Here is an 11,942-nt window from a genome sequence, read left to right as displayed (position 1 = left end):
GGGTCACAGTATTGCTTCGCCGCTCGCCACACAAGTCCTCGGAGGTCACGTGAACGCACCGGCTTCCGCACGGGTCGGCAACCGCCGGGCCAGCCGTCGTTCGCAACTGTCTGACGAGGTCGCCGGGCACCTTCGCGAAGCGATCATGACCGGGGTGCTGCGCCCCGGGACGTTCATCCGGCTCGACGAGACGGCCGCCCGGCTCGGGGTCAGCATCACCCCGGTGCGGGAGGCGCTGCTGACCCTGCGCGGCGAGGGCATGGTGGCGCTCGAGCCGCGGCGCGGCTACGTGGTGCAGCCGCTGAGCCGGCAGGACGTCGCCGACATCTACTGGTTGCAGGCCACCATCGCCAAGGAGCTCGTGAGCAGCGCGGCCGACCGGCTGACCGACGAGCAGATCGACGAGCTCGAACGCGCCAACGAGGCCTTGGCCGCGGCGGTGGTCGAGGGCGATCCGGCCACCGTCGGTGCGGCCGAGTTCGCGTTCCACCGGCTGCTCAACCGTGGGGCGGGCCGGATCAAGCTGGCCTGGTTCCTGCTGCATGCCGCGCGGTACATGCCGCCGCAGATCTACGTCACCGACCCGTCCTGGGGCGAGTCGTCGGTAGAGACCCATCGCCGGCTGATCGAGGCGTTGCGCCGGCGCGACAAGTCCACCCTGGTCGAGCTGTCCGCGGCGGAGTTCAGCGACGGTGTGCACCGGCTGATGGACCAGCTCGAGCGCAACGGGATGTGGCGTTAGGACGCGCGTGACCCGGACTCACGTCAGGCTGTACTTATGGTGCCGTTCACTCGAACTTCTGCCCGATAACTACAGCTTCGGCGAAGCCGCTAGCTCGCCAGCTGCTCGGCGCGCGTCTTGAGATTGTTGGCCAGGTGCTCGAGCACATCGTTGACGAGCTTCTTGACCATCACCGCAGGCACCGGCAGCGACACCTCGACGTCCAGGTCCACCGTCAGCAGGCTCGACGGGCCCATCGCGACCACCGAGAAGAGCTGATCCTGCTTGGTGAACACCTCGCCCTGCTGGAGCACGGTCTGGATCTGGTTCTCGCCGGGGTAGTACACCGCCTGGATGAAGGTGCCCGACTGCCCCTGGATCTCCATATCGAGGCGCAGCTGGCTGGGCCGGCCGTCGTCATAGCGGGCCAGGACGTAGACGGCCTTGGCCTCGGGATTCCATTCCGGGAACTTCTCGAAGTCGGCGACTATCCGCAGGATCGTGTCGGCATCGGCGTTGACCTCAACGGTCTTACTGACGAGCGGCATCGGCCGAGTCTAGCGATGGCTAGACGTTCGCCTTCTCGGTGCTCTGCGGTCCCAGCGGTGACTCCACCCGCACACTGTCTTCCCGAATCAGGCCGCGCAGCAACGCGGTACTGAACTCGGCGGCGATCTCCTTGGCGGTGCGCCGGCCGTCCGGGCGCAGCCAGCGGTAGGCACCCAACGTCATCCCGATGTAGCCCAGCGCCACCACGTGGGTGTCGCACTCGAAGAACTCGCCGCTGGCGATGCCCCGCCCGATCAGGCCGTGCACGTGCTCGTAGACCTGGGTTTCCTTCTCCCGGACCTCGGCGACCTGATCGTCGGTGAACCACTCGGTGATGTAGGGCGCCTCCTGGAAGTACACCGCCGCCCCCTCGGGATTCTCGGCGATGTTCGTCAGCAGCCGCACGGTGTATTGGTAGAGCGCCTCGCGGGCCGTCCACGACGGGTCGTCGTGCACGGCTTCCAGGGTGTTCTCGGCCGCCCGGCGGTAGATGTCGAACAGGATCAGCGACTTGCTGGCGTAATAGTGGTAGACCGTGGCCTTGTTCAGGCCGACGACATCGGCGACGTCATCCATCCTGGTGCCGTGATAGCCCCTCGCGGCGAAGAGCTTCGTGGCGACGGCCAGCAATTCTTCGCGCCGGGTCATCCCGTTCTCGGCTGGCATGATGTCCTCGCTTGTCCTACGCCGGCCGCGGTCGGCACGGTGTCTTCTTGTTCGCCGACGGAGTCGGCTCTCTCTATCAACTGGTTGAATAGTTTAATGACCGGTGTCGCGGCAGGGGCCCGCGGACTAGACTCCGGTTGTGTCGGGGTGACCTGGGAGGTGCGAGGGATGGATCCGAATCCGGATTACGACGCGAGCGATGAGGTCGAGTACTTCTTCACCTGGCTGCCCTGGGCACTGCGCGGCGTGTACCCACCGCCTGCGTACCCGCCGGTTTAAGACACCGTTCGAACCATCCCTTTGCCGGCCGGCCTGCGGGCGATGCTCGCCCGCGACCCCGATGAGCCGCATCGCGCGGCAAGCTCGCTCGAGCTTCTCTTCGACCTCGTTTTCGTGGTCGCCGTCTCCCAGACTTCCGGTGCGCTGCACCACCTTTGGGAAGAACACCATTTCGTAACCGGTCTGGCGTCGTACGCGATGGTGTTCTTCGCGATCTTCAACGCCTGGAAAGACTTCATCTGGTTCGCCAGTGCCTACGACACCGACGACTGGCTCTACCGGCTGACCGCGTTCGTCCAGATGGGCGGAGCCCTGGTCATCGCCGCCGGGGCGCAGAGCGCCATGCTGGCCAACGACTTCGGGGCGATCGTCGCGGGTTACGTCATCATGCGGGTGGCGACGGCGGCGCAGTGGATCCGGGCGGCGGTCAGCGATCGCGCATCACGCGGAACATGTGTGCGGTATGCGGTCGGCATCGTGGTCGTGCAGGTGCTGTGGGTGTCCTGGTATGTCCTCGACGGCCCGGTGTGGCTGTTCCCCGCGCTCGCGGTGGTGGACCTGTCCATGTCGCCGATCGCCGAACGGTACCGGCCGACGCCGTACCACCACCATCACATCGCCGAGCGGTACGGCCTGTTCACCTTGATTGTTCTCGGTGAATCTATTCTGGCCGCGGCCAATTCGATCATCGGCGGGTTGTCGAACGACGATGCCCGTCCCGGTTTGATCGCCGTCGCCGCCTGCTCACTGGCGATCGTGGCATCCATGTGGTGGATCTATTTCGACCGCCCGCAGCATCACCAGACCGCCACCATGCGGCGTTCGTTCTTCTGGGGCTACCTGCACTACTTCATCTTCGCCGCGGCCGCGGCATTCTCGGCGGGGGTGGAGGTGGTGGTCACCGAGCACCTCGGCGAGGGCCACCTGCCGCACACGGCGGCCGGACTGACGCTGACGATTCCGCTGGCCGTCTTCCTGCTCACGACATGGTTGATCCTCGACGCCGGGCGTCGCGACGCCATCCAGACCGCCGGCGTGGTGGTGCTGACCGCAGCGATGGTGGGGGCGGCGCTGCTGCCGGAGCCGACGATCGGTGCCGCGGTCATCATGGTCGCTGCGGCGGCGCTGGTGAGCTGGCGGCACGCGGCCGATAAGCTTCCTCAGCTGTGAGCGACTGGACAACGACCGCGGCCCGCCCGCACGAGATGCGGCTGAAGCTGGACACCTACCCCGTCATCGACGCCATCCAGGCGCGCTACGGCGACATGGACTCCAACGCCCACCTCAACAATCTGGCGCTCGAAGCGCTGCACGAGAACGCTCGGGCAACCATGAACCGCAGCCTTTTCCCGACATCTACGACGTCACCACGCGTCGGCTGCGCCTGGTGACGTCACAGAACGCCGTGCATTTCCTCGCCGAGGTGCATTGGCCGGGGACCATCCAGACCGGTGCCGGGGTCGGCCGGATCGGGCGCACCTCGTTCGTGGCATCGACCGGGCTGTTCGTCGACGGCAACTGCGTCGGCGTATGCGACACCGTGCTGGTGCTCCTCGGCGACGACGGTCCGGTGCCGATTCCCGACGACGCCCTGGCGGCGCTGGAGACCGTGCGGCTGAAGTCGCCGAATTAGCTTGGCGCTAACGCTCTTTCGGGTACCGTCACAACCGCCGTCGTACCGCCGCCCGGGGTCTCGAGGAACCGCACCGAACCGCCCATCGCTTCGACGCCGACCACCAACGACGACAACCCGATATGCCCCTCGGCCACCTTGCGATCCAGGACGGCCGGGTCAAAGCCGACACCGTTGTCGACCACCCGCAGCACCAGCGCACCGCGCTCGTGGTCCAGCTCGACCCGTAGACGAGTGGCCCGAGAGTGCTTGTGCGCGTTGGCCAGTAGCTCGCGCGCCGCGCGATAGAGCAATGCCTGCGACGCGGGCTTGCCCACTTCCTCGACCTCGCAGTCGATGCTGACGTTCCAGCGTCGCTCGTATTGACCGACCAGTTCCCGCAGTGCGGCGCCGAGTCCGACCTGGGCCAGCACCTGCGGATGCAGCGTGGAGACGGCGCTGCGCAGCATCGTGACGGCCTCCTGCAGGGCGGCGTCGACCCGTTCGAAACCGACGGCGGAGGGCTGTTCGCGCAGGTCCTCCAGGTCGAGGCGGGCGGCCAGCAGGTTCTGCAGCGGTCCGTCGTGCAGTTGTTCGGACAGTTGCCGGTTGTTGCGCTCGTCGGCCTGCATCGACTCCGAGACCAGCCGGCGCCGCACCTCGAGAAGCGCCCGCACCCGGGCGCGGCGGCGGGCCAGCACCAGGCACAGCGCCGTGGTGGCCAGGGCCAGCCAGACCAGGCACCCCACCTGGACGTAGACCACGTTCGGCAGGCCCATGGTGTCGTCGCGCTTGGAGTAGATGATCCAGGCCACCAGGTAGCCGACCGCCGTGCTGGCGCCGATCAGCGCGGTGATCTCCGGGCGGTCCAGGAAGGCGACGGTGATCGGGATCAGGAAGAAGATCGGCAGCAGCCAGCTCGTCGCGCCTCCGGAGGCGACACACATCGCGAGCACCGCCACCACGTCGATCGCGGTCGACGCCCAGCCGAACCACCACCGCAGCGGCCTGCGGACCACGACGGTCAACCACACCGCGGCGGTGGTCGTGTAGACGATCAGCACCGACCAGTAGACCGCCGGCAGCCAGTGGTCGACACCCTCGATCCACACCAGCAGCCCGATCAGAACGATCAGCGGCAGCCGAAGGACGGCCGCGACCCGCACCGGCTCGGTGCCCAGAAAATCGGCCGCGCGGCTCAGTGGGGCCGGCAGATTACTCAAGCAGTCCCCGCCGCATCGCCTCGGCGACCGCCGCAGCCCGGTCCCCAACACCCAACTTCTCGTAAAGCCGCTGCACGTGGGTCTTGACCGTCGACGGCGCCAGGAACAGAGCCTCGGCGATCGCCGGGATGCTGCGTCCGCTCGCGATCATGCCAAGCACCTCGCGTTCCCGCGAACTCAGCGACGGCCCGGAAGGCTCAGCGCGGCGGCGGATTTCGACGGCCAGACCCGATGCCAGTCGCGGCGCCAGAACGTCACGGCCCTTGGCGCAGTCCAGCACGGCGTTGACGATCTCGGATCGGCTGGAGTCCTTCGGCAGGTAGCCGGCCGCCCCCTGCTGCAATGCGTGATAAACGATTTCGGCGTCGTCGTGCGCGGAGACCAGCAGAACCCTCGTCGACAGCTCGTCGCGGCGCACGGCGGCGGCCACTTCGGCGCCGTCCATACCGGGCATCCGGTAGTCCAGCAGCGCGACGTCGGGGGTGTGCTCCTTGATCGCCGCGAGCGCCGACGCACCGTCCTCGGCTTCGGCCACCACGTCGACCTCGCCACTGCCGGACAGGGCCCGAACCAGACCGTCGCGAAACAGTGGATGGTCGTCGCCGACGACGACTCGCACCTTCCGGTTATCGGGCATGCCAGGAGCTTTCCACAGGGGTCCGCCAATCGGGGGACAAACACTTCATCCCCCACCAGGTCCTATCAGCGGACAGACAGCCCATGGCCTGCGCGCGATAGTCGATTCATCGCCGAAACCCTCGGCCGCAGGAGCAAGGAGACGGACATGGACCGCACATTCACTCGTCGCTTCACCACCGCCCTGGCGGGACCCACGCTCGCGGTGGGCGTCTTGGCCGGCACGTTGATCGTCGACACTCCCGCCGCCAGCGACACCATGGGCCTGAACCTCTCCGCCTCGCCCGCCAGCCTGGTCGACATCCACCTGTAACTCCACCCAGCAGCCGCGAAACTGCGTACAAGCGAGGAGGCCACAGATGAGCACCACCCGTCACCCGTCCGCCGAAACCCGGAGGTCTATTGGTCGATAACCCGCTTACTCCACATGCCTACGAGGCCCTCCCTATGGTCATAAGGGAGGGCCTCGTAGGTGTTTAGACGGGTGTCATATCGTGGCGGTCATGGATTTCGCCATGTCTGCCAAGGGTGCTGACTACCACAAACGCCTCACCGAGTTCATGGTCGAACACGTCTTCCCGGCCGAGAAGTCTTACGACGAATACCGCGAGGCCGCAGGCCCCGGCGACTTCACCGTCCCGCCGGTGGTCGAGGAGCTGAAGGTGCTGGCGAAGAAGCAGGGTCTGTGGAACCTGTTCCTGCCTGCCGAGTCGGGGCTGACCAACCTGGAGTACGCGCCACTGGCCGAGCTGACCGGCTGGAGCACCGAGATCGCGCCCGAGGTGATCAACTGCGCGGCGCCCGACACCGGCAACATGGAGACCCTGCATCTGTTCGCTACCGAGGAGCAGCGCAAGAAGTGGCTCGAGCCGCTGCTGGCCGGCGAGATCCGCAGCGCCTTTTCGATGACCGAGCCGTCGGTGGCCTCCAGCGACGCCCGCAACATCCAGACCCAGATGGTCCGCGACGGTGACGACTACATCATCAACGGCCGCAAGTGGTGGACGTCGGGCGCCAACGACCCGCGCTGCAAGATTTTGATCGTCATGGGCCGCACCAACCCCGACGCCGCATCGCACCAGCAGCAGTCGATGATCCTGGTGCCCACCGACACTCCCGGGGTGAAGATCCTGCGGTCGACGTCGGTGTTCGGCTGGCAGGACCAGCACGGTCATGCCGAGGTGATCTACGACAACGTGCGGGTGCCTGCCTCGAATCTGCTGGCCGAGGAGGGCATGGGCTTCGCGATCGCCCAGGCGCGGTTGGGGCCGGGCCGCATTCATCACTGCATGCGCGCGATCGGGGTGGCCGAGCGTGCGCTGGCGCTGATGACCCACCGCGCCCGCACCCGCATCGCGTTCGGCAAGTCGCTCGCCGAGCAGGGTGTAGTGCAGCAGCAGATTGCCTTGTCCCGCAACGAGATCGACCAGGCGCGGCTGCTCTGCCAGAAGGCCGCCTGGACCATCGACCAGCATGGCAACAAAGAGGCCCGCAATCTGGTCGCCCAGATCAAGGCCGTCGCGCCGCAGATGGCCTGCAACGTCATCGACCGCGCCATCCAGGTGCATGGCGGCGGCGGGGTCAGCGACGACTTCCCGCTCGCGCGGATGTACGGCTGGCAGCGCGCCATGCGCATCTTCGACGGCCCCGACGAGGTCCACATGCGCAGCATCGCCCGAGCCGAAATCGGCGCGGAGCAAAGCGCTTTCGCTGCGGCGGTGACCGGCGCGTGAGCCATACTCAACTGTCGGGGGCCTGGAACTTCCGAGATATCGCCGATACCACCGGGATCCGGCCGGGGAAGTTCTTCCGGTCCAGTGAGCTCAGCCGGCTCGACGACGACGGCCGGGAAGCTTTCCGGGGCTTGGGCATCACCGATGTGGCCGACCTGCGCTCCCCCCAGGAGCTCGAGCGCCGCGGCGCGGGCGCGGTGCCCGACGGCGTCGCCATTCACCTGCTGCCGTTTCCCGACCTGTCGAATACGACGGCGGAGGCACCGCACGAGACCAGCTGGCAGAAGATGATGACCGAGAAGGTCGACGACGAGGACGTCGAGGACGCCGCCGAGCGTTTCATGACCGGCGAGTACGAGAAGTTTCCGGTCCTCGCCGGTGCGCAACGCGCTGTGCGGCAGGTTTTTTCGTTGCTCAGCGCGGGACGCCCGGTCATCACGCACTGCTTTGCAGGCAAGGACCGCACCGGGTTCACCGTCGCGGTCGTGCTGGAATCCATCGGGGTGCCGCGGGACAAAGTGCTCACCGATTTCCTGCGCAGCAACGACGCCGTCGAGTCCTTGCGTGAGCGGATCATGGAGTCGATCGTCAGCCGGGCCGGCGAAACCCCGGAGATCGCCACGTTCGCCGAGGCGCGCCTGACCAACGGGGTGCTCGGCGTGCGAGAGGGCTATCTGGAAACCGCGCACCGGGTGATCGCCGAGAACTACGGCGACCTGAACGGCTTCCTGCGGACCGCCGGGGTGTCCGAAGAGGACGTCGCGCGCACGCGCAAAGAGCTACTGGGTTAGCAGTACACCGGCCACCCACACCGCGGTGGCGATCAGGCCGCCGGTGAGCTCGACGCCGACTGACAGCGCGGCGGCCTTCAGCGCCAGCACCGTCGCCGCCCATGCGCGCCGCTGATCTCGGCGGGTCGCCAGCTCGGCGAGGTATACGCCGAGGACGAAACCGAACAGCAGCCCGATCACGGGCACCACAAAGAAGCCGATGATGCCGAGCACCGCGCCGGTCGCCATCGTCCACGTGCCAACCTCGCCCGCGCGCATCCGCCGAGCCGGCCACAGGTACTTGATCAGCAGGCTCGCGCCGAGCACCGCGGTGACCACCCCGAGCACCACCCAGGCGACCATGGTGTGCTCGATGACCGCCCAGACGGCGATCGCCGCATAAACCAGCAGCGTGCCCGGCAGCAGCGGCACGATGACACCGACCAGCCCAACGGCGATGGCCAGCCCCACCAGGACGATTCCGCCGGTGCTCACCCGCTCGAGCCTAGAGCCACATGCGGTGACTCAACTGGACACCTGTCCTGCAATCGAACAGATCGGTGCCGGTCGCACTGTCGCGAAGCGATGAAGCTGCACGACAACAGTGGTTCAAGAATGGACAGCTGTCCATTTCGGGATATCGCTGCCGCGTTCGATCTCGACTCAGCAGCTCCGGCCAGCGCCGACCGATACTCGGGGTACTGCATGTGCGGTCGAATCCCGCCGTTCCATACACTTGCATCTTCAACCCGCCTCCGCACGACCAACCAGATCGGATCGCACTGATGATCATCGGGATTCCACGTGAGTCTCTGCCTGGGGAAACACGTGTCGCCGCCACACCACAGACGGTCGGACAGCTCATCAAGCTCGGTTACGAGGTACTGGTGGAGTCCGGTGCGGGCGTCGCGGCGAGCTTCTCCGACGAGGCATTCGTCGAGGCCGGTGCCGCCGTCGGAACCACCGCGGAAGCGCTGGGCGCCGATATCGTCCTCAAGGTCAATGCACCCACCAGCGCCGAGATCGCCGCACTGCGCGACGGGGCAACTCTGATCAGCCTGATTTCCCCCGCACTGAAACCAGAACTCGTCGAGGAACTGTCCACGCGGCCCATCACCGTGCTGGCCATGGACGCGGTCCCGCGGATATCGCGAGCCCAGTCTCTGGACGTCCTGTCGTCGATGGCCAATATCGCCGGGTACCGCGCGGTCGTCGAGGCGGCACATACCTTCGGCCGGTTCTTCACCGGCCAGGTGACTGCGGCAGGCAAGGTCCCGCCGGCCAAGGTGCTGGTGGTCGGCGCTGGTGTGGCCGGGCTGGCGGCGATCGGCGCCGCGGGCAGCCTCGGTGCCATCGTGCGTGCCACCGACCCTCGCCCCGAGGTCGCCGATCAGGTCAAATCCCTTGGTGGTGAGTATCTTTCGATCGAGTCGCCGGAGGCTGAGGTATCGGCTACCGGGTACGCCAAGGAGATGGGCGACGATTACAAGGCCCGCGAGGCGCAGCTGTATGCCGAGCAGTCCGAGGATGTCGACATCATCATCACGACGGCGCTGATTCCGGGGCGGCCCGCACCGCGCATCATCACCGCCGACATGGTCGCGTCGATGAAATCGGGCAGTGTCATCGTCGATATGGCCGCAGCCAACGGCGGCAACGTCGAGGGCACCGTCAAGGACCAGGCTGTCCTGACCGACAACGGCGTGACGATCATCGGCTACACCGACCTCGCCGGTCGGCTGCCCGCCCAGGCATCACAGCTCTACGGCACCAACCTGGTCAACCTTCTCAAACTGTTGACCCCGGAAAAGGACGGCACGCTCGTCCTCGACTTCGACGACGTCGTGCAGCGGTCGGTCACCGTGGTCCGCGACGGGGAGACGACGTGGCCACCGCCACCGGTTCAGGTATCTGCTGCCCCGGCACCGGCCGCGACAGCCGCCCCGGCAGTGCAGCAGACCAAACAACCGATGACGATGGGCCGCCGGCTCGGCATCACCTTCGGCGCCGCCGCGCTGCTGTTCCTGCTCATCGCGTTGTCCCCGGCCGCACTGCAGGTGCACCTGACGGTGTTCGCACTCGCGATCGTGATCGGCTACTACGTCATCGGCCACGTGCACCACGCCCTGCACACCCCGTTGATGTCGGTGACCAACGCCATCTCGGGCATCATCGTCGTCGGCGCGCTGCTCCAGATCGGCCACGGTGACGTCATCGTCACGACATTGGCCGCCGTCGCCATCCTGCTTGCCAGTATCAACATCTTCGGTGGCTTCGCGGTGACGCGTCGCATGCTCGCGATGTTCTCGAGGAGCTGACTTGTTCACATTGGAAACGGCCGCCACCGCGGCCTACGTCGTCGCGGCCCTGCTGTTCATCCTGGCGCTGGCCGGGTTGTCCAAGCACGAAACATCGCGGGCCGGAAACACATTCGGTATGGCCGGCATGGTCGTGGCCCTGGTCGCCACCATCGCGCTGGCACTCGCCCGCCACATCGAGTCGCTCGGACTGGGCCTGCTGGTCGGCGCCATGGCCATCGGTGCCGCGATCGGGTTGTGGCGTGCCCGCGTCGTCGAGATGACCGGTATGCCCGAGCTGATTGCCTTGCTGCACAGCTTTGTCGGTCTGGCGGCGGTGTTGGTCGGCTGGAACGGCTACCTGCACGTCGAACACGATCTGGCCGGCGCCGAGGCCGCAGTGCTGAGCAACGAGGGCATGCTTGGCATCCACTCCGCCGAGGTCTTCATCGGCGTCTTCATCGGCGCGGTGACGTTCACCGGATCGATCGTCGCCAACCTGAAACTGTCGGCGCGGATCAAATCGGCGCCACTGATGTTGCCCGGCAAGAACTTTCTCAATGTCGGCGCCCTGGTGTTGTTCGTCGTGTTCACCGTCTGGTTCGTCATCGAACCGCAGCTGTGGCTCCTCATCGTCGTCACGGTGTTGGCGCTGCTGCTGGGCTGGCACCTGGTCGCCTCGATCGGCGGTGGCGACATGCCCGTCGTGGTGTCGATGCTCAACAGCTATTCCGGCTGGGCCGCAGCAGCTTCGGGCTTCTTGCTGTCGAACGATCTGTTGATCGTCACCGGCGCCCTGGTCGGATCTTCGGGTGCCTACCTGTCCTACATCATGTGCAAAGCGATGAACCGCTCGTTCATCTCCGTCATCGCCGGTGGGTTCGGTATCGAAGCGGGACCGGCCGAGGACAAGGACTACGGCGAGCACCGCGAGATCACCGCCGAGGGAGCCGCCGAACTCTTGTCGTCGGCCAGTTCGGTGATCATCACCCCGGGCTACGGGATGGCCGTGGCCCAGGCCCAATACGGCGTGGCCGAACTGACCCGCAAGCTGCGCGAGCGTGGTGTCACCGTGCGCTTCGGTATCCACCCCGTCGCAGGTCGTCTGCCCGGACACATGAACGTGCTGCTGGCAGAGGCCAAGGTGCCCTACGACATCGTGCTCGAAATGGACGAGATCAACGACGATTTCGAGAACACGTCGGTGGTGTTGGTGATCGGTGCCAATGACACGGTGAACCCGGCGGCGTCGGAAGATCCGGGCAGCCCGATCGCCGGCATGCCAGTGCTGACGGTGTGGAATGCCGAACACGTCATCGTGTTCAAGCGGTCGATGGCCTCCGGGTACGCCGGGGTGCAGAATCCGCTGTTCTTCCGCGAGAACACCCAGATGCTGTTCGGCGATGCCCGCGACCGGGTCGACGACATCAACGCCGCGCTGTAAGACCGTGCGTCG

The 11,942-nt window shown here is 66.5% G+C and carries 14 protein-coding genes and 1 pseudogene; 10 read left to right on the top strand and 5 right to left on the bottom strand.

Going from position 1 to position 11,942, the window contains the following annotated elements:
* Window positions 1-49 precede the first annotated feature (49 nt).
* Window positions 50-742, top strand: a complete 693-nt coding sequence (locus K0O64_RS01030; protein WP_071948160.1) for a GntR family transcriptional regulator — start codon at window positions 50-52, stop codon at window positions 740-742.
* 89 nt (window positions 743-831) lie between these two features.
* Here K0O64_RS01030 and K0O64_RS01025 read toward each other — a convergent pair whose 3' ends face one another.
* Window positions 832-1,269: an SRPBCC family protein gene (locus K0O64_RS01025; RefSeq protein ID WP_071948161.1), complete on the bottom strand. Its 438-nt coding sequence runs from the start codon at window positions 1,267-1,269 to the stop codon at window positions 832-834.
* Between the two features lie 19 nt (window positions 1,270-1,288).
* Window positions 1,289-1,936 carry a TetR/AcrR family transcriptional regulator gene (locus K0O64_RS01020; RefSeq protein ID WP_071948162.1) on the bottom strand — a complete coding sequence of 216 codons (648 nt, stop codon included), beginning with the start codon at window positions 1,934-1,936 and terminating at the stop codon, window positions 1,289-1,291.
* Between the two features lie 168 nt (window positions 1,937-2,104).
* Between K0O64_RS01020 and K0O64_RS29795 the strand changes: the two are divergent.
* The 4 genes and pseudogenes from K0O64_RS29795 to K0O64_RS29785 all read left to right on the top strand — a co-directional run.
* A pseudogene (locus K0O64_RS29795) lies at window positions 2,105-2,215 on the top strand (CAP domain-containing protein); the annotation flags it as partial.
* Window positions 2,216-2,236: 21 nt separating this feature from the next.
* Window positions 2,237-3,385 (top strand): low temperature requirement protein A, encoded by a 1,149-nt coding sequence (locus K0O64_RS01015; protein ID WP_164519993.1) that lies wholly within the window; start codon window positions 2,237-2,239, stop codon window positions 3,383-3,385.
* Complete coding sequence (locus K0O64_RS29790) at window positions 3,382-3,606, top strand: hypothetical protein (protein WP_225933593.1); 225 nt, start codon at window positions 3,382-3,384, stop codon at window positions 3,604-3,606. The genes K0O64_RS01015 and K0O64_RS29790 overlap by 4 nt, the downstream gene beginning before the upstream one ends.
* Complete coding sequence (locus tag K0O64_RS29785; RefSeq protein ID WP_225933592.1) at window positions 3,603-3,848, top strand: acyl-CoA thioesterase family protein; 246 nt, start codon at window positions 3,603-3,605, stop codon at window positions 3,846-3,848. Before K0O64_RS29790 ends, K0O64_RS29785 begins: the two co-directional genes overlap by 4 nt.
* Here the strand turns inward: K0O64_RS29785 and K0O64_RS01005 are convergent.
* Complete coding sequence (locus tag K0O64_RS01005; protein ID WP_083542767.1) at window positions 3,845-5,050, bottom strand: sensor histidine kinase; 1,206 nt, start codon at window positions 5,048-5,050, stop codon at window positions 3,845-3,847. The genes K0O64_RS29785 and K0O64_RS01005 overlap by 4 nt on opposite strands.
* Window positions 5,043-5,687 carry a response regulator gene (locus K0O64_RS01000; protein WP_071948164.1) on the bottom strand — a complete coding sequence of 215 codons (645 nt, stop codon included), beginning with the start codon at window positions 5,685-5,687 and terminating at the stop codon, window positions 5,043-5,045. Before K0O64_RS01000 ends, K0O64_RS01005 begins: the two co-directional genes overlap by 8 nt.
* Before the next feature lie 147 nt (window positions 5,688-5,834).
* Between K0O64_RS01000 and K0O64_RS00995 the strand changes: the two genes are divergently transcribed.
* From K0O64_RS00995 to K0O64_RS00985, 3 genes are all read left to right on the top strand, one after another.
* Window positions 5,835-5,999, top strand: coding sequence for a hypothetical protein (locus tag K0O64_RS00995; protein WP_156909850.1), 165 nt, complete (start codon window positions 5,835-5,837; stop codon window positions 5,997-5,999).
* Window positions 6,000-6,201: 202 nt separating this feature from the next.
* A complete protein-coding gene (locus K0O64_RS00990) occupies window positions 6,202-7,419 on the top strand; it encodes an acyl-CoA dehydrogenase family protein (RefSeq protein WP_096312636.1) in 1,218 nt (405 codons plus the stop codon).
* Complete coding sequence (locus tag K0O64_RS00985) at window positions 7,416-8,210, top strand: tyrosine-protein phosphatase (RefSeq protein WP_071948166.1); 795 nt, start codon at window positions 7,416-7,418, stop codon at window positions 8,208-8,210. The genes K0O64_RS00990 and K0O64_RS00985 overlap by 4 nt, the downstream gene beginning before the upstream one ends.
* Here the strand turns inward: K0O64_RS00985 and K0O64_RS00980 are convergent.
* Window positions 8,199-8,684 (bottom strand): DUF456 domain-containing protein, encoded by a 486-nt coding sequence (locus tag K0O64_RS00980; protein ID WP_071948167.1) that lies wholly within the window; start codon window positions 8,682-8,684, stop codon window positions 8,199-8,201. The genes K0O64_RS00985 and K0O64_RS00980 overlap by 12 nt on opposite strands.
* A gap of 290 nt (window positions 8,685-8,974) precedes the next feature.
* On the opposite strand from K0O64_RS00980, the gene K0O64_RS00975 reads away from it, so the two are divergent.
* Entirely contained in the window at window positions 8,975-10,507 is a 1,533-nt protein-coding gene (locus K0O64_RS00975; RefSeq protein ID WP_096312635.1) for a Re/Si-specific NAD(P)(+) transhydrogenase subunit alpha, read from the top strand.
* A 1-nt stretch (window position 10,508) separates the two neighbouring features.
* Window positions 10,509-11,930, top strand: coding sequence for a Re/Si-specific NAD(P)(+) transhydrogenase subunit beta (gene pntB / locus K0O64_RS00970; RefSeq protein WP_071948168.1), 1,422 nt, complete (start codon window positions 10,509-10,511; stop codon window positions 11,928-11,930).
* Window positions 11,931-11,942 lie beyond the last annotated feature (12 nt).

This window comes from Mycolicibacterium pallens, assembly GCF_019456675.1.
Lineage (GTDB): Bacteria > Actinomycetota > Actinomycetes > Mycobacteriales > Mycobacteriaceae > Mycobacterium > Mycobacterium crocinum.
Note: the sequence above shows the minus strand (reverse complement) of the source record. Positions and strands in the feature narration are given on the sequence as shown.